General features: G+C 66.0%; 19 protein-coding genes. 13 read left to right on the top strand and 6 right to left on the bottom strand.

Going from position 1 to position 24,037, the window contains the following annotated elements:
* Positions 1-145: 145 nt before the first annotated feature.
* From BAC01S_RS28030 to BAC01S_RS28050, 5 genes are all read left to right on the top strand, one after another.
* Positions 146-1,162 carry a LacI family DNA-binding transcriptional regulator gene (locus BAC01S_RS28030; protein ID WP_027797731.1) on the top strand — a complete coding sequence of 339 codons (1,017 nt, stop codon included), beginning with the start codon at positions 146-148 and terminating at the stop codon, positions 1,160-1,162.
* Positions 1,163-1,307: 145 nt separating this feature from the next.
* The gene (locus tag BAC01S_RS28035) at positions 1,308-3,089 is read left to right on the top strand and encodes an IlvD/Edd family dehydratase (RefSeq protein WP_027797732.1); all 1,782 of its coding nucleotides are present in this window, start codon (positions 1,308-1,310) and stop codon (positions 3,087-3,089) included.
* A gap of 9 nt (positions 3,090-3,098) precedes the next feature.
* Positions 3,099-4,283: a fumarylacetoacetate hydrolase family protein gene (locus tag BAC01S_RS28040; RefSeq protein ID WP_027797733.1), complete on the top strand. Its 1,185-nt coding sequence runs from the start codon at positions 3,099-3,101 to the stop codon at positions 4,281-4,283.
* 45 nt (positions 4,284-4,328) lie between these two features.
* Positions 4,329-5,768, top strand: a complete 1,440-nt coding sequence (locus tag BAC01S_RS28045) for an aldehyde dehydrogenase family protein (RefSeq protein WP_027797734.1) — start codon at positions 4,329-4,331, stop codon at positions 5,766-5,768.
* 21 nt (positions 5,769-5,789) lie between these two features.
* The gene (locus BAC01S_RS28050) at positions 5,790-6,200 is read left to right on the top strand and encodes a PPC domain-containing DNA-binding protein (protein WP_027797735.1); all 411 of its coding nucleotides are present in this window, start codon (positions 5,790-5,792) and stop codon (positions 6,198-6,200) included.
* Between the two features lie 67 nt (positions 6,201-6,267).
* Here BAC01S_RS28050 and BAC01S_RS28055 read toward each other — a convergent pair whose 3' ends face one another.
* The 3 genes from BAC01S_RS28055 to katG form a co-directional block, all read right to left on the bottom strand.
* Positions 6,268-6,579 (bottom strand): high-potential iron-sulfur protein, encoded by a 312-nt coding sequence (locus tag BAC01S_RS28055; RefSeq protein ID WP_027797736.1) that lies wholly within the window; start codon positions 6,577-6,579, stop codon positions 6,268-6,270.
* A 147-nt stretch (positions 6,580-6,726) separates the two neighbouring features.
* Entirely contained in the window at positions 6,727-7,680 is a 954-nt protein-coding gene (locus tag BAC01S_RS28060) for a LysR family transcriptional regulator (protein WP_027797737.1), read from the bottom strand.
* 304 nt (positions 7,681-7,984) lie between these two features.
* Positions 7,985-10,156, bottom strand: coding sequence for a catalase/peroxidase HPI (katG, locus tag BAC01S_RS28070; protein WP_027797738.1), 2,172 nt, complete (start codon positions 10,154-10,156; stop codon positions 7,985-7,987).
* Positions 10,157-10,518: 362 nt separating this feature from the next.
* On the opposite strand from katG, the gene BAC01S_RS32940 reads away from it, so the two are divergent.
* Positions 10,519-11,499, top strand: a complete 981-nt coding sequence (locus BAC01S_RS32940) for a LysR family transcriptional regulator (protein ID WP_084168940.1) — start codon at positions 10,519-10,521, stop codon at positions 11,497-11,499.
* Between the two features lie 262 nt (positions 11,500-11,761).
* Positions 11,762-13,291 carry a helix-turn-helix transcriptional regulator gene (locus BAC01S_RS32945; protein ID WP_084168942.1) on the top strand — a complete coding sequence of 510 codons (1,530 nt, stop codon included), beginning with the start codon at positions 11,762-11,764 and terminating at the stop codon, positions 13,289-13,291.
* A gap of 56 nt (positions 13,292-13,347) precedes the next feature.
* Here BAC01S_RS32945 and BAC01S_RS28085 read toward each other — a convergent pair whose 3' ends face one another.
* Complete coding sequence (locus tag BAC01S_RS28085) at positions 13,348-13,536, bottom strand: CsbD family protein (protein WP_027797739.1); 189 nt, start codon at positions 13,534-13,536, stop codon at positions 13,348-13,350.
* Positions 13,537-13,889: 353 nt separating this feature from the next.
* On the opposite strand from BAC01S_RS28085, the gene BAC01S_RS28090 reads away from it, so the two are divergent.
* Positions 13,890-14,543 carry a sensor histidine kinase gene (locus BAC01S_RS28090; RefSeq protein WP_084168944.1) on the top strand — a complete coding sequence of 218 codons (654 nt, stop codon included), beginning with the start codon at positions 13,890-13,892 and terminating at the stop codon, positions 14,541-14,543.
* 36 nt (positions 14,544-14,579) lie between these two features.
* Here the strand turns inward: BAC01S_RS28090 and BAC01S_RS33440 are convergent, their stop codons facing one another.
* The gene (locus BAC01S_RS33440) at positions 14,580-15,755 is read right to left on the bottom strand and encodes a helix-turn-helix transcriptional regulator (protein WP_052408861.1); all 1,176 of its coding nucleotides are present in this window, start codon (positions 15,753-15,755) and stop codon (positions 14,580-14,582) included.
* Positions 15,756-16,157: 402 nt separating this feature from the next.
* On the opposite strand from BAC01S_RS33440, the gene BAC01S_RS28100 reads away from it, so the two are divergent.
* The 3 genes from BAC01S_RS28100 (at position 16,158) to BAC01S_RS28110 (ending at position 20,041) form a co-directional block, all read left to right on the top strand.
* Positions 16,158-17,477 (top strand): MFS transporter, encoded by a 1,320-nt coding sequence (locus tag BAC01S_RS28100; protein ID WP_027797741.1) that lies wholly within the window; start codon positions 16,158-16,160, stop codon positions 17,475-17,477.
* Positions 17,478-17,515: 38 nt separating this feature from the next.
* Complete coding sequence (locus BAC01S_RS28105; protein WP_027797742.1) at positions 17,516-18,727, top strand: M20 aminoacylase family protein; 1,212 nt, start codon at positions 17,516-17,518, stop codon at positions 18,725-18,727.
* A gap of 249 nt (positions 18,728-18,976) precedes the next feature.
* Complete coding sequence (locus BAC01S_RS28110) at positions 18,977-20,041, top strand: diguanylate cyclase (RefSeq protein ID WP_043203971.1); 1,065 nt, start codon at positions 18,977-18,979, stop codon at positions 20,039-20,041.
* Between the two features lie 39 nt (positions 20,042-20,080).
* Here BAC01S_RS28110 and BAC01S_RS28115 read toward each other — a convergent pair whose 3' ends face one another.
* Complete coding sequence (locus BAC01S_RS28115; protein WP_027797744.1) at positions 20,081-21,118, bottom strand: NAD-dependent epimerase/dehydratase family protein; 1,038 nt, start codon at positions 21,116-21,118, stop codon at positions 20,081-20,083.
* Positions 21,119-21,221: 103 nt separating this feature from the next.
* Between BAC01S_RS28115 and BAC01S_RS28120 the strand changes: the two genes are divergently transcribed.
* Complete coding sequence (locus tag BAC01S_RS28120) at positions 21,222-22,115, top strand: LysR family transcriptional regulator (RefSeq protein WP_027797745.1); 894 nt, start codon at positions 21,222-21,224, stop codon at positions 22,113-22,115.
* A 123-nt stretch (positions 22,116-22,238) separates the two neighbouring features.
* Complete coding sequence (locus BAC01S_RS28125) at positions 22,239-23,966, top strand: purple acid phosphatase family protein (protein WP_043203974.1); 1,728 nt, start codon at positions 22,239-22,241, stop codon at positions 23,964-23,966.
* Positions 23,967-24,037 lie beyond the last annotated feature (71 nt).

Consider the following 24,037-nt stretch of genomic DNA (forward strand, 5'->3'; position numbering starts at 1 on the left):
GCAGCAAGAACCACGACAAAAACCAACCACCCCGCAAAGTCGCGGCAGCGACAGCCTAACAGCTATCATACGGATTGTCCCCATTCTTCCGTCCCCCTGATCGATGGCCAAACCCGCCGCCGCCAGCAAGTCCACCCCGCCCCGCATGTCCGATGTGGCCCGCATGGCAGGGGTCTCGAAGATGACCGTTTCACGCGTGCTGGCCGGGCGGAGCGCATCGGCAGCAACGCGCGAACGCGTCCAGCGCGCCATCGAGGAACTCGGCTACGTGGCCGACGCGGCGGCCGGCGCGCTTTCCTCGGGTCGCTCGGAATTCGTCGCGGTGCTCGTGCCGTCGCTGTCCAGCTCGAACTTCTCGGATACAGTGCAGGGCCTCACCACCGCGCTCGAACCGCACGGCCTGCAACTCCTGATCGGCGACACCGATTACTCGCTCGAACGCGAGGAACGTCTCGTGCGCCAGTTGCTGCGCTACCAACCTCGCGCGATCGCATTGACGGGGGCGCAACACACGGAAGCGACGCGCGCGCTGCTGGAGCGCGCCGACGTGCCCGTCGTCGAGATGTGGGACTGGCCCAGCGATCCGGTCGACCGCGTGGTGGGCTTTTCGAACGTGAAGGCGGCGCGCGAGATGGTGCGCTACCTGGCGCAGAAGGGCTATCGGCGCATCGGCTTCGTCGCGGGCGCGGGCGAGCTCGACCGGCGCGGCTTCGAGCGTCTCAAGGGCTATCAGCAGGAGGTCAAGGCGCTGGGTCTCGGGGCGCCGCGTGTCGTGAGGCTGGGCGAGGCGCCGGTCACGATGAGCCACGGCGGTCCCGCCATCGCCGAGCTGCTCGCGCAGTGGCCCGATACCGAAGCCGTGATGTGCGTAAGCGACATGTCGGCTTTCGGAGCGATCATGGAGTGCCAGCGGCGCGGTTTCGCGGTGCCGGACGACATTGCGATTGCTGGCTTCGGCAACTTCGAGGTCGCCACCTGCTGCCATCCGACCATTACGACGGTTTCCGTCGATGCGCTCGGTATCGGCCTGCGCACCGGCGAATCGCTGCTCGCGGCGCTCGATGCGCGCGAGCGCGAGGCGGCCGGCGAGCCGCTGTCGTTCATGCGCGTGCCCGAAAAGGTCCGCATCGAGTATGCCGTGGTGCCGCGCGAAAGCGCGTAAAAACGCATGAGGATGCGCGCGGCACGGTTTTAGCCCGACGTTTGGTACGGCACGTGAAGCCGTGCTAACATCGAAAAATGTTACCGGTAACGAATCGTATCGAATCGTGCCGAGGCAGGATGAAAGAGACCCAGGAGAAGGAGACATGACACAACCCCCGCGCAGGCTGCGCAGCCAGGAATGGTTCGACGATCCGTCCCACGCCGACATGACGGCGCTCTACGTCGAGCGTTTCATGAACTATGGCCTCACGCGCGAAGAGCTGCAGTCGGGCCGCCCGATCATCGGCATCGCGCAGACCGGCAGCGATCTTGCGCCGTGCAACCGTCACCACATTGCGCTCGCGGAGCGCGTGAAGGCGGGCATACGCGATGCGGGCGGCATTCCGATGGAGTTCCCCGTGCATCCGCTGGCCGAGCAGAGCCGCCGGCCTACCGCGGCGCTCGACCGTAACCTCGCGTATCTCGGGCTCGTCGAAATCCTGCACGGCTTTCCGCTCGACGGCGTGGTGCTGACCACGGGTTGCGACAAGACCACGCCGGCTTGCCTGATGGCGGCGGCGACCGTCGACCTGCCCGCGATCGTGCTCTCGGGCGGCCCGATGCTCGACGGCTGGCACGCGGGCAAGCGCGTGGGCTCCGGCACGGTGATCTGGCACGCACGCAATCTGCTGGCCGCCGGCGAGATCGATTACGAGGGTTTCATGCAGCTCACCACGGCGTCGTCGCCTTCGATCGGGCACTGCAACACGATGGGCACGGCGCTCTCGATGAACTGCATTGCCGAGGCGCTCGGCATGTCGCTGCCGGGATGCGCGAGCATTCCCGCGGCCTATCGCGAGCGCGGGCAAATGGCCTATACGACCGGCAAGCGCATCGTGGACCTCGTGCGCGAAGACGTGCGCCCGTCGCAGATCATGACGCACGCGGCGTTCGAGAACGCCATCGTGGTGGCTTCGGCGCTCGGCGCGTCGACGAACTGCCCGCCGCACCTGATCGCCATTGCGCGTCACATGGGCGTCGATCTGAGCCTTGCGGACTGGCAGCGCGTGGGAGAGCAGGTGCCGCTGCTCGCGAACTGCATGCCGGCCGGCGAATATCTGGGCGAGAGTTTCCATCGCGCGGGCGGCGTGCCGGCGATCCTGCGTCAGCTCGATGAAGCGGGGCTGCTGCATCGCGACTGTCCCACCGTGTCGGGCCGCACGATTGCGGACATCGCGAGCGCGGCGCCGCAGGCCGACCGCGACGTGATCCGCCCGCACGACGAACCGCTCAAGCATGGTGCCGGATTCATGGTGCTCTCGGGCAACTTCTTCGATAGCGCGATCATGAAGATGTCGGTAGTGGGAGAGGCATTCCAGCGTACCTACCTGAGCGAGCCCGGCGCGGAGAACGTCTTCGAAGCGCGTGCGATCGTGTTCGACGGCCCCGAGGACTACCGCGCGCGCATCAACGACCCCGCACTCGAAATCGATGAGCACTGCATACTGGTGATTCGCGGCTGCGGCACGGTGGGCTATCCGGGCAGCGCGGAAGTGGTGAACATGGCGCCGCCCGCGGAACTCGTCAAACGCGGCATCGACTCGCTGCCGTGCATGGGCGACGGGCGCCAGAGCGGCACGTCCGCGAGCCCTTCGATCCTGAACATGTCGCCCGAGGCGGCGGTGGGCGGCGGCCTCGCGCTGCTGCGCACGAACGACCGCATCCGCGTGGATCTGAACGCGCGCAAGGTCGACGTATTGATTCCGGAGGACGAACTGGAACGCCGCCGCGAAGCCGCGACGTTCGGCGTGCCCCCGTCGCAAACGCCGTGGCAGGAGCTGTACCGGCAGTTCGTCGGGCAGCTTTCGACCGGCGGCTGCCTCGAACCGGCTACGCTCTATCTGAAGGTGATCGCCGAGCGCGGCGAGCCGCGCCATTCTCATTAGGAATCCGACATGACTACACTTTCTTCTTCCGCCCGTTTGCCCGTCGATCTCGACGACGCGGTGCTGGTGGGCCGCGTCTGGCGCCGTGACGGCGCGCATGCCGGCCCGAGCGTCGTCGCCGTGCGGCGCGGCGAAGTGTTCGACATCACTGCCGTCGCGCCTACCACGGCGGATCTGTTCGACCGGCCCGACCTGCTCGACGTCGCGCGTCACGCGCCGGGCGAATCGCTCGGCAGCGCCGAGGCGCTGCTCGCGGTAACGGCAAACGGCGACGCAACCGGCCCCACGTTGCTCGCACCTTGCGACGTGCAGGCGATCAAGGCGTGCGGCGTTACGTTCGCCGTGAGCCTCGTCGAGCGCGTGATCGAAGAGCAGGCGGGCGGCGACCCCGCGAAGGCGCGCGCGGTGCGCGAAACGATCAGCGAGCTGATCGGCGCCGATCTTTCGAAGATCAAGCCTGGCTCCGACGCGGCCATGCGCCTGAAAGAGGAACTGCAGCGGCGGGGTGCCTGGTCGCAGTATCTGGAGGTCGGCATCGGCCCCGATGCGGAGGTCTTCTCGAAGTCGCAGCCCATGTCGGCCGTGGGCTTCGGCGCGGAGATCGGGCTCCTGCCCGCATCGGTCTGGAACAACCCCGAGCCCGAAATCGTGCTCGCCGTGAACGCGAGCGGCAGGATCGTCGGCGCGACGCTCGGCAACGACGTGAATCTGCGCGATATCGAAGGGCGTTCGGCGCTGCTGCTCGGCAAGTGCAAGGACAACAACGCCTCGTGCGCGATCGGCCCGTTCGTGCGGCTCTTCGACGGACGCTTCACGCTCGACTCGGTGCGCGCGGTCAGCGTCTCGCTGCGCGTGGAAGGCGCCGACGACGGCTTCGTGCTCGACGGTGTGAGCCACATGCGCGAGATCAGCCGCGATCCGGCCGATCTCGTCGCGCAGACCTGCGGCGCGCATCACCAGTACCCGGACGGCTTCATGCTGTTCCTCGGCACGATGTTCTCGCCGATCCTCGATCGCGATGCGCCCGGTGCGGGCTTCACGCATCATCTGGGCGACGTGGTGACGATTTCGGCGCCGGAACTGGGTGCGCTCGTGAACACCGTGAAGCAATGCACGGAGGTGGCGCCGTGGACCTTCGGCGTGCGCGCGCTCTACCGGAACCTCGCGGCGCGCGGGCTGATCGGTGCGCACTGAGCGCGCACCTTGCTTGAACAGACTTCAGGATTCAGGAGGCAGGCAATGAGCCAGTTCGCTAATTTCATTGCGGGCAACTGGGTGGAAAGCACGCAGGTGTCGCGCAACGTCAATCCGTCGAATCTGGACGACGTGATCGGCGAGTTTGCCCAGGCCGATGCGGCCCAGGTCCATCACGCGATCGGCGCGGCCCGCGCCGCGTTCCCGCAGTGGTCCAACTCGACGCCGCAGCAGCGCTTCGACGTGCTCGACCGCGCGGGTACGCTGATACTCGAACGCAAGGCCGAGCTCGGCCGTCTGCTCGCGCGCGAAGAGGGCAAGACGCTCGCCGAAGGCATCGGCGAAGCGGGGCGCGCGGGGCAGATCTTCAAGTTCTTTGCGGGCGAGGCGCTGCGCCTGAACGGCGAGATTTTGCCCTCGGTGCGGCCCGGCATGACCGTGGAGGTCACGCGCGAACCGCTGGGCGTGATCGGGCTCATTACGCCGTGGAATTTCCCGATCGCGATTCCCGCATGGAAGATCGCGCCGGCGCTCGCCTACGGCAATTGCGTCGTCATCAAGCCCGCCGACCTCGTGCCCGCTTCGTGCTGGGAGCTCGTGCGCATCATCGCGGAGGCGGGGGCGCCGGCCGGTGTCATCAATCTCGTGATGGGGCGCGGTTCCGTGGTGGGCGAGGCGCTCGTCGAATCGCGCGAGGTGGACGCGATCAGCTTCACGGGGTCGGTGGCAACGGGCCGGGCGATAGGCGCGAAGTGCGTGCAGCTCGGCAAGAAGTTTCAGCTCGAGATGGGCGGCAAGAACCCGATGGTGGTGCTCGACGACGCGAATCTCGACGTTGCGGTGGAGGCGTGCATCAACGGCGCGTTCTATTCGACCGGGCAGCGTTGCACGGCGTCGAGCCGCCTGATCGTGACCGAAGGCATTTACGACCGCTTCATCGCGGCGATGCGGACGCGCATGCGTCAGCTCGTGGTGGGCGACGCGCAAGATGCGGTCACGCAGATCGGCCCGGTGGTCGACGACCGGCAGCTCGCGCAGGATGAGCGCTACCTCGACATCGCGCGCGAAGAGGGCGGCGAAGTGTTCGGCGGCGAACGCGTGAAAGGCGCGACGCCGGGCTATTTCCTCGCGCCGGCGCTCGTCACCGGAACCACGCCGGCAATGCGCATCAACCGGGAGGAAGTATTCGGCCCGGTGGCTTCGGTGATCAAGGTGAAGGATTACGACGAGGCGCTCGCGGCGGCGAACGATACGGAGTTCGGTCTTTCGGCGGGCATCTGCACGACTTCGCTGAAATACGCGGCGCATTTTCGCCGGCACGCGCAGGCAGGCATGGTGATGGTGAACACGGCGACAGCGGGCGTGGACTATCACGTGCCGTTCGGCGGCCGCAAGGGTTCGAGCTATGGTCCGCGCGAGCAGGGCAGTTACGCGCGCGAGTTCTACACGATCGTCAAGACGGCGTACATCAATCCGCTGGTCTGATTGCGTATACGGTGAGCTGCCATGCAAGCCTGCCCCCTGAGACTGGCCCCCGGAGACGACCTGCGCGCGGCCGTCGAAGCCGCCCTGCGCGAGCGCGGCGTAAGCGCCGCCTTCGTGGTGCAAGGCATCGGGAGCCTCAGCGTCGCGCAGCTCCGCTATGCCGGCGCCGAGTCTGCATGCGAGCTGCGCGGCGATCTGGAAATCCTGACCGTTGCGGGCTCGGTGTCGCCCGACGGCGCGCACCTGCACATGTCGGTTGCCGATGCGCAAGGCCAGGTGCTGGGCGGACACGTGGCGCCCGGCTGCCGCGTGCGGACCACGGCCGAGCTATTGCTCGTGCTGCTGCCCGAGCATCGTTTTTCGCGCGTCATCGACCCGCAGACAGGGCATAAGGAGCTGCAAATCGACGGAGAACCAGCGAATAAAAGATGAGGCGTAGGGGAGGCATGCCCATTGCATCGGAATGCGAAGCAATGGGCGTTGCGCCACCATTCGCGTATCAGGCCTTCTTCACGTAGGCGCTGCACCACCCGCCGCTGTTGACGAGCTTGCCGCCGAACATCGGGCAGGGGCCGTTGGGCGCGCCGGCCTTGCCTTGCCAGAGCTGGCAGTTCGAGCAGGATTGCCCGGCCTGGTACTTGGCGTACTTCGCCTTGTCGACCTGCGATGCATTGGATTTGTACCCGAGCGCCTGGGCAGTGGGATCGCTTTCCGATACCGGGGCGGCATCGGCGCGCGCTTCTTCGATGAAGACCGGGGTGGAAGCAAGTGCCGCAGCGATGGCGATAAAGCGCCGGCGGGAGCATGGCATTGCAAGTCTCCTGTGCAGGGCGCGACTGTGGGGAAGGGCCGCGCGGGTTGACGTCGAGGTCGAACTCTTTGTAACAGACTATGGCGAGGCGTCGTTTGGCGCAAGGTGATTTTTAACGTCACGCCGTGACGTTCATGTGCCGGTGTCTCAACTTTTCGAATGCCTTGCGGCGCCCACGTCGGCGCGCGGCGACACCATCGCGCGGCTGCGATGGCGCACTTCCTTACTGAACTCGGCGCAGGCCTGGGTCATCAGGTCGGTCGAGCGGTACACCATGTACACATGAAAATCGGGCAGCTCGTCGCGGATCGGAATGGGCTTGAGCGTGGTGCGATTGAGCATGAGCGGGCCCACCGTGCCGTGGAACACGAAATCCGACCACATGCTGATCAGATCGGTGCAGGTGGCCAGCTGCAGGCCGAGCAGATTCGATGCGCTTTGCACGATGCGCTTCGGCATGTCGAGGCGATGCAGCCGCATGAGGCTCGCGAGCGGGCTGCCGGGGTCGTCGAGCGGGTCGAGCGTGAGCCAGTCGGCATCCAGCAGCGAGCGCAGGCGCGTGACGCGGCCAAGCGGATGGCCGGGGCGCGCGGCGATCACCATGCCCACCGAAAAGAGCGGCTCCCACTGGAACGCGTTCGTGCCGGGGCCGCTGTTCGTGGAGATCAGGGCGAGGTCGAGATGGCCTTCGCGCAGGCCTTCCAGGATCTGCTGAGGCCGCATTTCATAGGCGCGCAGCGCGACGGCGGGATAGCGCAGGCGAAACTCCGCGATCGCTTCAGGCAGCGGGCCGCTCGACGCCACGGCCGAAAAGCCGATGTTGAGCTGGGCCTCCGCGTGGCCGCGCATGGCTTCGATATCTTCCAGCGCGTGCCGCAACTCCTGCTCGACCACGTTCGCGCGCTTGGCCAGCACGCGTCCGTAATTCGTGAGGCTCACGCCGCGCACCGAGCGCGACATCAGCGTGACACCCAGCTCGCGCTCCAGCTCGGCCACGGCCTTCGAGAGCGCGGGCTGCGAGATGTGCAGGCTGCGCGAGGCCTCGTGCATGCTGCCGTGCTGCGCGAGCGCGAGCAGGACACGCAGTTGGTGCAGTTTCATCCGTCCGTTCCTTGGCGGGGCGTACGTAGTTGCCCTGGTGGGCCGGCTTGCAATCCGATTTGCAAGCCGATTTGCAAGCCGATAATCGCCGCATTCTACGTGGTTGCGCCGTAAACAGCCCTGTTAAAGGGCACGCGCGCGGTGATGGTACGCAAGGAGTTGGGCGGGATGCTGCCGGCCAGGCCGGAGTCGCCGGCCATTCGATTCGGACTGCCACACGATTTCTTTCAGGGCATCATGGCAGACGGGTAAAACCGGACGCAGCGGGCAGCCTTGACCTTCGGCCGCCCGCCGCTGGCGTGGCTTAGCGCAAGTCGAAGCGGTCGAGGTTCATCACCTTGACCCAGGCCGCCACGAAGTCGTTGACGAACTTCGCCTTGCCGTCGGCGCTCGCATAGACCTCGGCGAGTGCGCGCAGGATGGCGTTCGAGCCGAACACCAGGTCCACGCGGGTGCCGGTCCACTTCGGCTGACCCGTCTTGCGGTCGTAGCCTTCGTAGATGTCGCCGGCCGCCTTCCACTCCGTGCCCATGTCGAGCAGGTTCACGAAGAAGTCGTTGGTGAGCGCGCCCGGCGTGCGGGTGAAGACGCCGTGCGCGCTGCCGTCCGCGTTGATGTTGATGGCGCGCAGGCCGCCGATCAGCGCCGTGAGCTCGGGCGCGGTCAGCGTCAGCAACTGGGCCTTGTCGATCAGCAGGGCTTCGGCCGGCACGGCGTACTTGCCCTTGAGATAGTTGCGGAAACCGTCCGCAATGGGCTCGAGCGCTTCGAACGAGGGCACGTCGGTCTGCTCGGCCGCGGCGTCCACGCGGCCCGGCGCGAACGGCACGGTCACATCGACACCGGCGGCCTGCGCGGCCATTTCAATGCCCACGCTGCCGGCCAGCACGATCACGTCGGCGAGCGATGCCTTGCCGGACGCCTTCTGGATGGCCTCCAGCCTGGCGAGCGTAGCCGCGACCGGCTTGTTGACTTCCCAGTCGTTCTGCGGGGCGAGGCGGATGCGGGCGCCGTTGGCGCCGCCGCGCTTGTCGGAGCCGCGGAAGGTCGAGGCCGAGGCCCAGGCCACGGCCACCAGCTCGGAGGCCGAGAGGCCGGAAGCGCCGATCGCGTCCTTGAGCGCGGCAATATCCGACGCGCTGGGCGCGTGCGTCGCCTTGGGCAGCGGATCTTGCCAGATCAGGTTTTCTGCCGGCACTTCCGGGCCGAGGTAGCGAGCCTTCGGTCCCATGTCGCGGTGGGTCAGCTTGAACCAGGCGCGCGCGAAGGCTTCGGCGAATGCCTGCGGCTGCTCGAGAAAACGGCGCGAAATCTTTTCGTAGGCCGGATCGACGCGCAGCGACAAGTCGGTCGTCAGCATGGTGGGCTTGCGCCTGGGCGCATCGGGGCTCGGCCCGGGAATCACGGCTTCGGCGTCCTTGGCGACCCACTGGATCGCGCCGGCCGGGCTCTTCTCCTGGACCCATTCGTAATTGAACAGATTCTCGAAGAAGTAGTTGCTCCACTGTGCGGGCGTCTGGGTCCAGGTGACTTCAAGGCCGCTGCCGATGGCGTCGACACCCTTGCCGGACTTGTAGCTGCTGAACCAGCCGAGACCCTGCGCTTCGAGCGGGGCGGCTTCGACGGGGGCGCCCACGTGGCTCGCCGCGCCGGCGCCGTGCGTCTTGCCGAAGGTATGGCCGCCGGCAATCAGCGCGACCGTTTCTTCATCGTCCATCGCCATGCGGGCGAAGGTCTCGCGAATGTCGCGCGCGGCGGAAAGCGGGTCGCCGTTGCCGTCCGGGCCTTCCGGGTTCACGTAGATGAGGCCCATCTGCACGGCGCCCAGCGGATTCTCGAGATCGCGGTCGCCGGAGTAGCGGCTGTTGGGCTGGGTGCTGGCGGCAAGCCATTCCTTTTCGGCGCCCCAGTAGACGTCGTTGTCCGGCTCCCAGCTGTCTTCGCGGCCGCCGGCGAAGCCGAACGTGCGAAAACCCATGGTTTCGAGCGCAACATTGCCGGTCAGGATCATCAGATCGGCCCAGGAAATCTGCTGGCCGTATTTCTGCTTGATCGGCCACAGCAGGCGGCGCGATTTGTCGATGTTGACGTTGTCGGGCCACGAGTTCAGCGGGGCGAAGCGCTGCTGTCCGCGGCCCGCGCCGCCGCGGCCGTCACCGGTGCGGTAGGTGCCGGCGGCATGCCAGGCCATGCGGATGAACTGAGGGCCATAGTGGCCGAAGTCGGCCGGCCACCAGTCCTGGGAGTCGGTCATCAGCTTGCGCAGATCGGCCTTGAGCGCCTCGTAGTCAAGCTTGCTGAAAGCTTCGCGATAGTTGAACTTGTTGCCGAGCGGGTCCGACTTTTCGGAGTGCTGGCTCAGGAGATCGACACGCAACTGGTTGGGCCACCAGTCCCGATTGGTCGTGCCGCCGCCGCTGGTATGGGTGGCGGGCGTAGTTTGGCCGGAGAACGGGCACTTGGGTTCGGATGACATGACTCTCTCGCAGGATCGTGGTTGGTTACATCGATACACCCGCAGTGCATCAAACCTGCGGGCGGGGAGAACAGGCAGCCCATGGTATGGGAACGCGGTCATTGGGGAAAATTGATTTTCTCCAATGACGGAATACCGAAAACCTATTACGCCGTCGTTGCAGCGGAACAAGCGTAGCACCGCGATGATCGGCATGCGCTGTGGCGCACACCGGCGGATCGGCGACTCTAAATTTTCCTTAATCTCGCGAGGCCGCCAGCTTAAAGCACCGGGCCGTGATCGAAGGCGATAATCGCTGCCAGCCTCCGTATTCGCCCCGCGTTGCGCAGGCAACGCCCTTTCTTTCGCCACGGCCACCTACCATGGACCAGCTACGAGCCATGCGCGTGTTCACGCGCGTCGTCGACGTGGGCAGTTTCACGCTCGCGAGCCAGCAGCTTGGCATGTCTTGCGCGGCGGTCACGCGCAGCGTCGGCATGCTCGAGGCGCGCCTGAACATGCGGCTTCTGAACCGCTCGACGCGCAAGCTCTCCTTGACCGATGCGGGACGCCTCTATCTGGATGGCTGCCGCGTGGTAATCGAGAAGCTCGAAGAAGTGGAGTCGGATCTCGTGCGCGCCACGCGCGATCCGGGTGGACTGTTGCGCATTGCCGCGCCCTCGCTGTTCGCGAACGGCGGGCTCACGCCGCTCCTCGGCGCCTACCGCGAGGAGAATCCGCGAGTGAGTTTCGACGTGACGGTCTACGACACGCAGATCGACCTGATAGAAGGGGGATTCGACGTGTGCTTCGCAACGGACCGGCAACAGGTCAACGCAACGCTGGTCTGCCGCAAGCTCACACCGGTGAAAGAGATCGTGGTGGCGGCGCCGGCCTATCTCGGGCGGCGCGGCGTGCCGCGTGCGCCGGCCGATCTGGCGGCGCACGAACTGCTGTCGGTCGCCAATAGCCCGCGCACGTGGGAGTTCAGCGACGCGCGACACTCGCAGCGCATCAGCGTCCACGGTCCGCTCACGGCAAGCAGCCACGCCACCGTGCACGCCGCGGCGCTCGCGGGGCTGGGTATTGCGTTACTGCCGCAGCCGCTCGTTGCCGACGACATCGCGCGCGGCAGCCTGCAGGCTGTGCTCGGCCGCTACGACGTGGATGGCGGCATGCGCAACATCTCGATCGTCTATCCGGGGCGCCGGTATCTGACCATGAAGGTGCGCAGCTTTATCGACTTCGCCATCGAGCAGTTCCGCGGCGATTCTCGCGACGGCCTGGCGATGCCGCCATCGCGCAGCCGCGTGGCGCAGGGCTCGCAGGAACCGGTCACTGCGCTGACGCTGCCCCGAGGATGAAAGCCCCGTTCGTACCGAACGACCGGTGAAAAAAGCGGGTTTCCGTTCCCACAAGGGCGCAAGCTGTCGTTTTCCCCATGACAAAACTACCAGGCGAGACCGTGCAATTCGCTCTGTTCTTTGCGGGGCTTTGCCTGCATGATAGCCGGCGCAGCGTCGTGCAGCGGCCCTGCTCACGCAGGAAAGCAGAGATTGATGCAGGTGCCGTCACCCAGGATCGCATTGCTGCCGGGGCGGCCTGCAAAACAGCAGGGATACGCGAATGGATTCCGCTTCCAGCAGGCCGCAGGTCGACCGGCGGCAGTTGCAGCAGATCGTGGCCGGACTCACCGAGGGCATCGTGCTGGCCGACCCCGACGGCTCGATCGTCTGGGCTAACGAAACGGCTTTGTCGATTCACGGCGTCGATACGCTCGCGGATTTCGGCGACGATGCCGCCGGCTTCCAGAAACGCTTTTCGCTGAAATACCGCAATAACCACGCGTTGCTGCCCGAGCAATATCCGCTTGCGCGCGTGCTCGCGGGCGAAGTGTTCCATGACGTGATTGTCGAGGTGACGAAACCCGGAGACGACGCGTTTCGCCATGTCCATCAGATCCGCAGCCTCGTGCTGACCGACGCCGCCGACGAACCGCAGTCGCTGGTGCTCGTGATCCAGGACGTGACGGAGCGGTTCACGGCCGAAGAGCGCTTTGAACGAACCTTCAACGCCAATCCCGCGCCTGCCGTGATCTGCCGGTTGTCCGACCTCCGTTACGTGAAGGTCAATCAGGGCTTCCTCGAGATGACCGGCTATGCGCGCGACGAAGTGGTCGGGGGCTCGGCCTACGAGTTCGATGTGCTCGGCGGTTCGGACAGGCGAGACCAGGCCATCGGCTGCCTGAACGAAGGCCGCACGATCCCGCAGATGGAAAGCGTGCTGCGCATCGCGGAGGGCGGCAGCAAGTTCGTGATCGTGGCGGGCCAGCCGATCGAGGTGGGCGACGAGAACTGCATGCTCTTCACCTTCATGGATCTCGAGCCGAGGCGCAAAGTCGAAGCGGCGCTGCGGCAGACGGAAGAGCGCTTTTCGAAGGCTTTTCGTCTCGCGCCCGTGCCGATGACCGTCGGCTCGCTGGACGACATGCTGTTTCTCGACGTCAACGACGCCTTCGTTGCGGTGACGGGCTACCAGGCGGAAGAAGTGATCGCGCGGAATCCCGCGTCGCTGGGATTGTGGGCGGACGGCGCGGTTTTCGAGCGGTTCCGGCAAGACGTCGAGTCGGCCGGCAGCGTGCGCAATGTCGAGATGAAACTGTGCACGAAGAGCGGAGATACGCTCGACTGTCTTGTTTCCGCCGAGACGGTAACGATCCATGAGCGGCGCTGCGTGTTGTGCGTGTTCCAGGATATTACGGAGCGCAAACGTTCGGAAGGGGAATTGATCGCGGCGATCGAGACGGTGATGCAGGATACGTCGTGGTTCAGCCGGACCGTGATCGAAAAGCTGGCGGAGATCCGCCATCCCGCGCGCGCGGGCCAGGCGGGCGCGGCGCTCGCCGACCTGAGCCCGCGCGAGCGCGAGGTCCTCGTTCTGATGTGCGAGGGCAGCGACGATTCGAAAATCGCGGAAGCGCTGCATTTGTCGCGTAACACGGTGCGCAACTACGTCGCCGCCATTTACAGCAAGATCGGCGTCAACCGCCGCTCGGCGGCCATCATCTGGGCGCGCGACCGCGGAATCGACCGCGATCGCCACGCCGGAACATCGCCGCGGCCGCGTCATGTTCAACGCGGCCGCTCGAAGGGGTAAGCAGAGGGCCCTGCTGGCGACGATGCTTCGATGCCGCGGCGCCGGGCACGATAACGTTAGTCTTCCTTCTCAAGCTTGTCGCGAACCTTGTCCTTGGCCTCGCCGATGTTGCGCTGGACCGTGCCCGTCGCTTTCTCGACCTTGCCTTCCAGTTCGGTTTCCCGATTACCCGTGATCTTGCCGGTCGCTTCCTTGATCGAGCCTTTGATCTCCTTCGCTGCGCCCTTGATCCGGTCGTTGTCCATGATTGCTCTCCAGTCGATGAGGGGAATGTCCCTTGCCGAAACGGCGGTGACGGAATCAATGTAGCGAAGCGGCACGCTTTGCAACAGAGCCGGACGTACCGGGCAACCCGGTATCGTTGTCACGGAGCGGGCGGAAGGTCAGGGCGCGGGTCCGGGTCGTTGCCCGACGCTCGCGTCGTGGAGAATCCGGCGGCGCAGATCGGTATGGCTGAACCAGGTGGACCGGTACGCCGGCATCTGTTCAGTGCAGGAGGGCGGCGATACAGTGGCCGCATCCGGTGGCGAAGCCGCCGAATGGCGCTGTGTCACGCTGATCGCCCGCTCGGCAGCGGGCCTCCTTCTTTCCTTTCGCCATGAAACCATTTTCTGCTCAGAATCCGGATTCCGGGGACGCCGCGCAACGGGAGATACCGTCGGTGCAGGCGCTTCAGATACGGGAATTGCACCATCGCATGCGCAACAGCCTGCATCTGATCGCCTGCGCGTTGCAGCTCCAGTCACGCCAGTCCGGCAATGCCGAAACGCGGTACGCGCTCGATGCCGCCGCCCGCCGCATCGGCAGCGTCGCCCGGATTCACGAGCATCTTTATGGCAGCGGCCTGCGCGGCGGCGAGCCCGCGAGGGATTACCTGGCCAGCCTGCTGCGCGATCTGCGCGGCGCGTTGCTGGACCCCGGCAGCACGAGAACGTTGCGTCTCGCCGCCGGCGAAGCGTTCATGCTCGACCGCGAAACGCTCATGTCGCTCGGCTCCATCGTGGCCGAACTGGTGACTAACGCGGTCAAATACAGCTCCGGCGACGTCGACGTGACATTGGCGTGGCGCACAGGGCAGGTGGAAGTCGTCGTGGAAGACGAAGGAAGCGGATTTCCCGCGGGTTTCGATCCCGCGCACGATGCCGGTTTCGGCCTTCGGCTCGTGCATCATCTGTGTACGGCGTCGAGAGGAACCCTGGAGATCGGCACGAATGCGGGACATGGCAGGGTCAAGGCGGCGCTGTTTCGGTAGGCGCGGCCCGCTCTACCCGCGATGCGCACGCCGCGGTCATCGACGGCGGCGTGCGCGCTCCTTAGGTAATTCGTACTCCAATACACCGCGGGTTCGCGCCCAGACTATCGCGCCGGCTCGCCGGTGGATGCCGATCTTCGTGTATATCCGCGATACGTGATTGCGGACGGTATTGCGTGACAGCCCGAGCGCGCCGGAAATTTCCTCGTCGGTTTGCCCCTCGCACATCAGGCCCAGCACCTCGAGCTCGCGCGACGTAAGATCGGACAGTTCCGCGTCCGGACCGCTCACGCGGCGCGGTTGCCGCAGTCGGGCCAGCTTCTCGATGACCGCCTGGCTGAACCAGTTCGTGTCCTTCATGACGCTCTCGATTGCCTCCATGAGCTCGGCTTCGGAACGCTTGCGCTCCGACACGTCCTGAAACACGGCGAGAACGCATTGCCGGGCGTCGACGGTCGCGGTCTCGACCGACAGGAGACACTCCCTGTGAGCGCCTTCGCGAGTGCGGAGCCGGATCTCCATTGTCCTGAGACTACGGGATTTGCGAAGCGTCATCGCGATGTGGCGGCAGGTGCGCTCGTCGAGCAACCGGACTTCCGACGCCCCGCGCCCTCGGAGTTCGTCATAGGCGTAACCCGTCGCGGCGACGAATGCGTCGTTGACGTCGATGATCGTGAAGTCGGCGAACGCAGCGATGACCATGGGCGTCGGGGTCATCAGGAATGCTTTGCGAAAGGGCGCATCGTCATCGTGTCGCGCGAGTTCACGTTCGCGAACGGGGGCGAGGCGCGCAGCAGAGTGCTTGCTGGAGATCGGCAGGCCGCCCTCGTGTTCGGCCTCATCCGGCTTGCGCCGGGATATGTCGCGCATGACGAGGACGATGCCCGATGCGCCGCCCTCGCTCTGCGCCTTGCGCGCGTTGATTTCCATCCACGCGTAGCTTCCGTCCTTTCTGCGCATGCGAACTTTCGTCGGCACGGGATCGACGCCCTCGCGCATGAGCCGCTCGTGGGCGGCGGCAACCGTGGGCAAATCTTCGTGAAAGACAAAGGCGTTCGGGCCTTTTCCGACCATCTCCTCAGGTTTCCAGCCGAGAACCCGCTCGCACGACGGCGATGCGTAGTGCATCACGAGGTCGAATCCTACGCGGCAAACCACGTCGGCGCTGTTTTCCGCCAGAAACCGGAAATCTTCTTTCTGGCTTCGCATCATTCGCCCTCCCGGCAGGTTTCGGACGGTATTTTCTGATGAATACGGCGCGCGCCCCGGTGTCATGCCTGGTTTTCGTCGTGCCGGATCCTCAGCGGATTTGCCGGAGAGTATTGATTTTTCTATTGATTCCGGAAATGAACTGGCGATTCATGTTGTCAAGTGATCGTATCAATACCTTGTGCAAAAGAAAGTCAAATATTGTCATGTGCGGTTGGGGCGATTCCATCCAGTTATCAAGATGAAAATTTGTCACTTCTTTCAAAAGTGAAGCTGGGTTGAAACTCGATCTGGTCGGCGTTCCTCTGTGCCGGCGATGTGCTGCCCAAAAGCAGTCTTTCTACGAAGCGAAGGCGCCGGCGCAGTCCGGCCCGCTTCGTTCACACCGTCCCGCGGAGATCCACCATGAATGACGCCACGCTCACGGCCGCCGACGAAGCCGACTCCCCGGGCCTTTCCGGCTTAGCCGCGCCCGCCGCCTCGCGCGCGAGTCAGTTCCGGCTCATCGCGGCCTGCTCGATCGGCAACGCACTCGAAATGTACGACTTCACGGTCTACAGCTTCTTCGCCATCCTGATCGGCCGGCTCTTCTTTCCCTCGGACAGTCCCTACGGTTCGCTGCTGCTCGCCGTGGCGACGTTCGGCATCGGTTTCGTCATGCGCCCGCTCGGCGCTTTCGTGATCGGCAGCTATGCGGACCTGCGCGGCCGCAAGGCCGCCATGACGCTGACCATCGCGCTGATGGTGGGCGGCACGCTCTGCATCGCCTTCGCGCCAACTTATGCGCAGGCGGGCGTGCTCGGCTCGCTCGTGATCCTCGCGGGGCGGCTGTTGCAGGGCTTCTCGCTGGGCGGCGAGGTGGGGGCGGCCACGGCCATGCTGATGGAGTCGGGCAGCGTGGGCCGGCGCGGCTTTCGCGTGAGCTGGCAACTGGGCAGCCAGGGCATTTCCGCGCTGCTCGGCGCATTCACGGGCGCGCTCCTGTATGCCTTTCTCACGCCCGCCGCGCTCGAAAGCTGGGGCTGGCGCCTGCCGTTCCTCGCCGGACTCGCGATCGCGCCCGTGGGCCTCTACATCCGCTCGAAACTCGACGAAACGCACGAGGCCGCACCCGATGTGCCAGGCCCGCTCGGCACGCTGATGCGCGAGCATGGAACGAAGCTGCTGCAAGGCATTCTCTCGGTGACGGCGGGCACGGTGGGCATGTATCTCGTGGTGTTCTTCATGCCCACCTACATGATCCGCGTGCTGAAGATGCCGCCGTCGCTTTCGCTGCTCGCGGGCTGCGCGACGGGGCTCACGATGCTCGCGGCGTCGCTCGTCTCGGGGCGGCTTGCGGACCGTTTCGCGCGCCGCAAGCCCATCGTGATGGCGGCGATCTTCTTCAACATCGTCTTCGTGGTCCCCGCGTTCTGGCTGATGACGCGCTTTCCGAGCGTGCCGCTCGTGCTGCTGCTGGCGGTGATCATGACGGCCGCCACCAACCTCGGCTCGACGCCCATGCTGCTCATCATCATGGAAATGCTGCCGAAGAGCGTGCGTGCCAGCGGGCTTTCGGTGATCTACAGCGTGGGCGTGACCGTGTTCGGCGGCAGCTCGCAATTCCTCGTGACGTGGCTGCTCGCGAAAACGGGCAATCCGCTCACGCCCGCGCTCTATCTCGTCGCGTGCAGCTGCGTGACCCTGCTCGCGGTCTGGAGCATACGCGAACACCGCGTCGCCTGACCTTCCCCAACTCTTCGATCATGGAGGACACCTTTGCCATGAAGCGCGAACCCGCTTTGATGCCGTTCAAACAGTTGCCCACGCTGTTGCCCCAAATCGAAATCGACGCCGAGACCTTCGTCGGCATACGCCGGCAGATCCACGCCCAGCCGGAGCTTGGCTTCGAGGTGGGCGCCACCGCGAAGCTCGTCGCGATGCTGCTCGAGAAGTGGGGCTACGAGGTGCATACGGGCGTCGGTCGCAGCGGCGTGGTCGGCCAGCTCAAGGTGGGCGACGGCAAGCGTCGCCTGGGGATACGCGCCGACATGGACGCATTGCCGATCGTCGAGAACACGGGGCTGCCCTATGCCAGCCAGGCGCCGGGCAAGATGCACGCGTGCGGGCACGACGGCCACACGGCGATCCTGCTCGCGGCGGCGAAGGCGCTGGCCGACCGGCGCGACTTCAACGGCACGCTGAACCTCATTTTTCAGCCCGACGAAGAAAATCTCTGCGGCGCGAAGGCGATGATCGACGACGGCCTCTTCGAGCGCTTTCCGTGCGACGCCGTCTACGCGTTGCACAACATGCCGGGCGTGCCGGCAGGGACGTTCCGCGTGCTGGCCGGGTCGGTGAGCCTTTCGTCGGACGTGGCCGATGTCACGCTCAAGGGCGTGGGCGGCCACGGTGCGATGCCGCATCGCGTGAAGGATCCCATCGTGGCGGCGGGCGCGCTCATCACGGCGCTGCAGACCGTGGTCGCGCGCAACGTGCCGCCCGACGACACGGCCGTCGTGTCGATCGGCTACGTTCGCGGCGGCGCGACGCATAACGTGATTCCGGAGTCGGTGCAGCTGGGCCTGAACGTGCGCGCGGCGCGGCCCGAGACGCGCGCGCTCGTGGAGGCGCGCGTGCGCGAGATCGTCGCGTTGACCGCGCAGGCGCATGGCGTGGAGGCACACATCGACTATCGTCAGCTCACGCCGCCGATGGTCAATACCTCTGAAGAAACGGCGCTCGCGCAACAGGTCTGCACGGAGCTCGTGGGCGAGGAGAACGTGGTCACGCAGGCGCCGAAGGGCTTGAACGGCAGCGAGGACTTTGCGTGGATGCTGGGCGCCGTGCCGGGCTGCTACCTGCTGCTCGGCAACGGCGAAGGCGAGTCAGGCGGCTGCATGGTTCACAACCCCGGTTACGATTTCAACGACCAGGTGCTGCCGCTCGGCGCGGCGTGCTGGGTCCGTCTTGCGCAGAGGTTTCTCGTGGCCTGATTCATGGCGGTTCTCTGACCCGCGTTGTATTCCACTTCGACGCGTGCGGCTTGTTCCAGGCCGCACGCGTTTTTGCGTTACCGTGTTTTCGCACGATGCCTGACTTAAGCAGCGATTTTGCCGAGGCGATATGGGCCACCCGTGGTTGCAGCATGCTATTTGGCCACCCGAAACAGGCCGGAGCGATGGCACAATAGAAGTTAACCTCCTTTTCATCCGGTGCAGCGCCAACATGCAAGACTCATTGCAATGAATGCAGCATCGAATGCCATGGCCGGCAAGGGCAAGCGGTTCGTCGAACGCGTCTATCGTCTGAGGATCGCAGGGCTTAGCCTTGGGTTCTTCTGTGTGGCCTCCGTGTTCCTGGAGCAGCACCGCGGCTTCGTGCTATGGGGGCTGCTTGCCTTTCACGGCTTTCTCTGGCCGCACGTTGCGCGGCGCGCCTCGCTGGCCTGCGAAGTGCCGTTTCGCGGCGAACGCGTCAATCTTCTGATCGATGCGGCGTTCGGCGGCTTCTGGGTGGTTGCGATGCGCATGAACGTGCTGCCGTGCGTGCTGATTCTCGTGATGCTCAGCATGGACAACATCGCGGCAGGCGGCGTGCAGTTGTTCGCGCGCGGCGTTCTCGCGCATCTGGTGGGTTTCGCTATCGGCATCCTGACGCTCGGCTTCGTGTTCGAGCCCATGTCGAGCATGTCGACCATCCTCGCCTGTTTGCCGTTTCTCGTGATTTATCCGCTTGCGCTCGGGTTGGCCACCTACCGCATCTCGCGCAAGCTCGCGGAACAGACACGCACGCTCCAGCGGCTGAGCCGCACCGACGGCCTCACGGGGCTGCTCAACCGGCGCAGCTGGGAGCACGAACTGGCGGCGGAATTCGAGCGCTGCCGCGAGCGCCGTTACGCATCGTCGCTGTTGCTCGTCGACCTCGACCACTTCAAGCGCATCAACGACACGCTCGGCCATCCGGCGGGCGACGCGGTTCTGCAGGCCTTTGCCGCGATGCTGCAGTCGCACTTCCGCGAGAGCGACCCGATTGGCCGTTACGGCGGCGAGGAGTTCGGCGTGGTGCTGCCGGGCGCGACGCTCACCGAGGCGCGCGCGGTGGCCGAGCGCCTCGTCGCGACGGTGCGCGAGCAGGCGGGGCACGACGGCGCCGCGTGCCCTTGCACGATCAGCGTCGGCATTGCGCAGTGCGGGCAGGACATGCCCAATCACATCGCCTGGCTGCAGAAGGCCGACGCGAGCCTGTACGGCGCGAAGCTGGGCGGGCGCGATCGCGTCGTGGTAGGCGAGGCGCTCGTGCAGCCGTGAGCGCGCGTATCCGTTAGCCGGCGGCTCGCCCCGGTGGGCTTATTTCGCATGCAGCGCGGCGGGCTCGGCCTGCTGCGCCTCCTGGTTCAGACATCCGATTCCGGCCAGCGTGGCGGCGACCGCGACGTCCAGCGGCGTATGCGGCTCGCGGCCCAGCGTGGCGACAAGCCGTGCGTTCTCGAGCCGTAGCGGCTCGCGCCAGAGGTAGCGCATCTCCAGCACTTCGCGCAGGGTCGTGACGAACGGCGCGGCCGCGTAGACCAGCGCCCACGGAAAGCGGCGCTGGCGCGGCTTCGCGCCGTGCCGCCGCGCGACGCGGCAGATGGCCTGCGCCATTTGCGTGCCGTCGGCGTCCCAGTGGCCGCCGAAGTGGAAGGTTGCGAACGCCGGCAGCGCGGCCCGCCGTTCGATCAGCTCGACCATCGTGCGGGCCACGTCGGGCACGTAGGCCCACTGATGGGCGGTGCCCGGGCGGCCGGGCAGGCGGACGACGCTCACGGGCCGGCCGGCCTGCACGAGACCTTGGGAGAACCAGCTATTGCGGGTGAGGTGCGGGCCGAAGAAGTCGCCGGCCCGCACGACGATCGTGCGTACCCCTTGCGCGACCGCCGCCTGTAACTGCCGCTCGAGTTCGACGCGGATCGCGCCCTTGCGCGTGCGCGGCTGCTGCGGCTGATTTTCGGTGAGCGTCGGGAACGCCTCGGGCCCGTAGTTGTAGACGGTGCCTGGCAGAACGACGGTCGCGCCCGCGGCCTGCGCCGCCGCGATGGTGTTGCCGATCATGGGCAGCACGAGCTTCGACCAGTTGCGATAACCGGGCGGATTCACGGCGTGGACGATCACGGCGCAGCCGCGCGCCGCGCGCATGACGGCTTCGCGGTCCATGGCGTCGCCTTGCTGCCAGTCGATGCCGTCGCCCGGGCGCGCAACTTCCGCCGCCCGGCGATGCAGCGCGCGCACCTGCCAGCCGGCCTCGCGCAACTGGCGCGCGACCTCGTTGCCTATTCCGCCTGTTGCGCCCAGCACGAGCGCAAACCGGTCCTGTTGCGCCTCACGTCCGGAAAATGGGGTTGCCATGATGATTCTCCGTTGGGTTCGATGGTTTCGACGGGAGACATTCTGCGACCGGCGCCGCGCATAATAAATTGGCAAACAGAAGGGATCGGCTATACATTTATGTATGGCCTCGAACCTGAGCTGGGAGCTTTACCGGACTTTTCTCGCCGTGCTGACCGAAGGCTCGCTTTCGGGGGCCGCGCGCGCGCTCGGCATCACGCAGCCGACGGCGGGGCGGCACGTCGAGGCGCTGGAGGCCGCGTTCGGCCAGCCGCTCTTCACGCGTTCGCAGACGGGCCTCTTGCCGACCGAGGCGGCCACGGCGCTGCGCGGCTATGCCGAGGCGATGCGCAGCACCGCGGCGGCGCTCGAGCGCGCGGCGTCCGGCCGGGGCGAGGCAATGAGCGGAGTGGTGCGGATCTCGGCAAGCGAGGTGATCAGCGTGGAGGTGCTGCCGCCCGTGATCGCGCAGTTGCGGCGCGCGCATCCGGGGCTCGTGGTCGAGCTGGTGGCGACCAATCGCCTGCAGGATCTGCTGCAGCGCGAAGCGGACATCGCGGTCCGCATGACGCGGCCGGTACAGGAGATGCTGATCGCGCGGCGCATCGGCGCCGTGGAAGTGGGACTGCATGCGCGCGACGACTACCTCGCCGCGCATGGCACGCCGGCCACGCCCGACGATCTCGCGAACCATGCGCTGATCGGCTTCGACGAAACCACGCCGTTCCTGCGCGCCGCGGCGAAGGGGTTTCCCGCATGGCGGCGCGAGGCGTTCTCGATTCGCAGCGGCAGCGACCTCGCGCAGCTCGCGATGATCCGCGCGGGCTGCGGTATCGGCTTCTGCCAGGCCGGCATTGCGCGGCGCGATCCGCGGCTCGTGCGGGTGCTGGCGCCGGCCTGCACGTTTGCGCTGGAGACCTGGATCACGATGCACGAGGATCTGCGCGGCAATCCGCGCTGCAAGGCGGCGTTCGATGCGTTGGTTGCGGGGCTGGGCGCGTATGTGGCGGGAGAGTGAGGGCATGGTTCATGCTGCGCCGATGCCTTGTTGAAGCGACTGAAGCGAAAACCCGGACGATTGGGTCTGCGAAATATCCCGGGCGCGGCGACGGGCCCGAAGCTTGACGGCTAGAGTTGAACCATGAAAAAGACTTCCGCATATGCATGCTGCGCCACGCATAACGATCAGCCTGGCGACCCCCGCACGGGCGTTTCGCGTCGCGGCTTCCTGAAACTCGCGGGCGCTTCCGGGCTGACTGCCGGGACCGGCGTGCTGGCCGTGAACGGCCGCGCCGCGGAGGCGAGCCCGGACGGAACGCCGGAGCAGGTACATCTGACCTGGGGCAGCGATCCGTCCCGCGAAGTGGTGGTTTCGTGGGCGTCGCTTGCGGCTGCGGTCAATCCGCGCGTGAACGCAGGCGCAGCGGGGCGGCGCGCACGGGTCTACCCCGCACGGGAACGACGCTACGTGGACGGCATCAACGGCGAGACGGTGTACACCTACCATGCCACCCTGCGCGATCTGCAGCCGGGCACCCGCTACCAGTACCAGATCACTGCGGACAACGACAGCAATCAGGGCGCGCCGTTCGCGGCCGAATTCCAGACGGCGCCGCGCGGCCGCACGCGTTTTCGCTGGACCAGTTACGGCGATCTCGCCACGCCCAATACGAAATGGGTGTTGTCCTATCCGCAAAGCCGGTTCGCCGTGGCGGCCGTGGAGCAGTTCAAGCCGCTGTTCCATTTGCTGAACGGCGACCTGTGCTACGGGAACCTGAACCCCGGCTCGCAACCGTCCGTGTGGCGCGACTTTGGCAACAACGTGCAGAACTCCGCCGCACATCGCCCGTGGATGCCTTGCCCCGGTAATCACGAACTCGAATTTCACAATGGCGATCAGGGCCTTGCTTCCTACCTCACGCGCTATGCGCTGCCCGATAACGGCACGCGCTTTTCCGGCCACTGGTACAGCTTTCAGGTGGGCGCGGTATTGTTCGTCTCGCTCGACGCGGACGACGTGATCTACCAGGACGCCGCGGCTTTCGTGCCGGGCCCCGATCCGCTCGTGCCCGTGGGCGGCAGCGGCAATCCGCCCGTCGCGGCCGGAACGTCGCTGTATGTGCGCGGCTACAGCAACGGCGAGCAAACCCGCTGGCTCGAACAAACGCTGCTCCGCGCGTCGACCGATGCGGGCATCGACTGGATCGTCGTGCAGATGCATCAGGACGCACTCTCTTCGTCCTCGACCGGCAACGGCTCCGACAAGGGGATTCGCGAGGCGTGGCTGCCGCTGTTCGATCGCTACAGCGTGGACCTCGTGCTGTGCGGCCACGATCACGACTACGAGCGAAGCTACCCCGTGCGCGGGCGCAACCGCAATGCGGGTGTCGATGCAACGACGGGCGCGGTGGTCGATACGTTGCAGCCCAGACCCGTCATCACGGCCGATCCGGCCAATGCCACGTTCGACACGAGCCAGGGCACGATTCATCTGATTCTGGGCGGGGGCGGGACGAACGCCCCGCTGGATGTCTACGGCAAGGATGCGGCCACGGGCCAGGTTCAGGCGAAGGTCTTCACGAAGCCCAATCGCCCGATACCCGGCAAAGAGGCGGGCACGTATGCGCGCCCGGCGGCCGACGCGCTGGAAGACGCGATCTGGTCCGCGCGCCGCGATACCGGCACGGGCTACGGTCTTGCCGTGTTCGATTACGATCCCGGCATAGCGGGCGGCAAGACGACCATCACGATGAGCTACTACCACGCGCCGGGCGCGGATCAGACGCCCACGACAAACTATGAGTTGTTCGAAACGATTGTGATGGAGAAGCCGCGGCGCGTGCAGGCCGGCGGCGCCGGCCTCGAATAGCAAGCGCGGCTAGGCGGGATAGACCGATCCTCGGCACCATGGCGTCTGCCGCACGATCCAGATACCCAGCC

This window comes from Paraburkholderia acidipaludis NBRC 101816, assembly GCF_000684975.1.
Taxonomy (GTDB): Bacteria; Pseudomonadota; Gammaproteobacteria; order Burkholderiales; family Burkholderiaceae; genus Paraburkholderia; species Paraburkholderia acidipaludis.

What these genes read in the sequence shown, in the direction of transcription:
- BAC01S_RS28030 (WP_027797731.1), top strand. Translation starts at nt 146, where the DNA reads ATGTCCGATGTGGCCCGCATGGCAGGGGTCTCGAAGATGACCGTTTCA.
- BAC01S_RS28035 (WP_027797732.1), top strand. Translation starts at nt 1,308, where the DNA reads ATGACACAACCCCCGCGCAGGCTGCGCAGCCAGGAATGGTTCGACGAT.
- BAC01S_RS28040 (WP_027797733.1), top strand. Translation starts at nt 3,099, where the DNA reads ATGACTACACTTTCTTCTTCCGCCCGTTTGCCCGTCGATCTCGACGAC.
- BAC01S_RS28045 (WP_027797734.1), top strand. Translation starts at nt 4,329, where the DNA reads ATGAGCCAGTTCGCTAATTTCATTGCGGGCAACTGGGTGGAAAGCACG.
- BAC01S_RS28050 (WP_027797735.1), top strand. Translation starts at nt 5,790, where the DNA reads ATGCAAGCCTGCCCCCTGAGACTGGCCCCCGGAGACGACCTGCGCGCG.
- BAC01S_RS28055 (WP_027797736.1), bottom strand. Translation starts at nt 6,579, where the DNA reads ATGCCATGCTCCCGCCGGCGCTTTATCGCCATCGCTGCGGCACTTGCT.
- BAC01S_RS28060 (WP_027797737.1), bottom strand. Translation starts at nt 7,680, where the DNA reads ATGAAACTGCACCAACTGCGTGTCCTGCTCGCGCTCGCGCAGCACGGC.
- katG (WP_027797738.1), bottom strand. Translation starts at nt 10,156, where the DNA reads ATGTCATCCGAACCCAAGTGCCCGTTCTCCGGCCAAACTACGCCCGCC.
- BAC01S_RS32940 (WP_084168940.1), top strand. Translation starts at nt 10,519, where the DNA reads ATGGACCAGCTACGAGCCATGCGCGTGTTCACGCGCGTCGTCGACGTG.
- BAC01S_RS32945 (WP_084168942.1), top strand. Translation starts at nt 11,762, where the DNA reads ATGGATTCCGCTTCCAGCAGGCCGCAGGTCGACCGGCGGCAGTTGCAG.
- BAC01S_RS28085 (WP_027797739.1), bottom strand. Translation starts at nt 13,536, where the DNA reads ATGGACAACGACCGGATCAAGGGCGCAGCGAAGGAGATCAAAGGCTCG.
- BAC01S_RS28090 (WP_084168944.1), top strand. Translation starts at nt 13,890, where the DNA reads ATGAAACCATTTTCTGCTCAGAATCCGGATTCCGGGGACGCCGCGCAA.
- BAC01S_RS33440 (WP_052408861.1), bottom strand. Translation starts at nt 15,755, where the DNA reads ATGATGCGAAGCCAGAAAGAAGATTTCCGGTTTCTGGCGGAAAACAGC.
- BAC01S_RS28100 (WP_027797741.1), top strand. Translation starts at nt 16,158, where the DNA reads ATGAATGACGCCACGCTCACGGCCGCCGACGAAGCCGACTCCCCGGGC.
- BAC01S_RS28105 (WP_027797742.1), top strand. Translation starts at nt 17,516, where the DNA reads ATGAAGCGCGAACCCGCTTTGATGCCGTTCAAACAGTTGCCCACGCTG.
- BAC01S_RS28110 (WP_043203971.1), top strand. Translation starts at nt 18,977, where the DNA reads ATGAATGCAGCATCGAATGCCATGGCCGGCAAGGGCAAGCGGTTCGTC.
- BAC01S_RS28115 (WP_027797744.1), bottom strand. Translation starts at nt 21,118, where the DNA reads ATGGCAACCCCATTTTCCGGACGTGAGGCGCAACAGGACCGGTTTGCG.
- BAC01S_RS28120 (WP_027797745.1), top strand. Translation starts at nt 21,222, where the DNA reads ATGGCCTCGAACCTGAGCTGGGAGCTTTACCGGACTTTTCTCGCCGTG.
- BAC01S_RS28125 (WP_043203974.1), top strand. Translation starts at nt 22,239, where the DNA reads ATGAAAAAGACTTCCGCATATGCATGCTGCGCCACGCATAACGATCAG.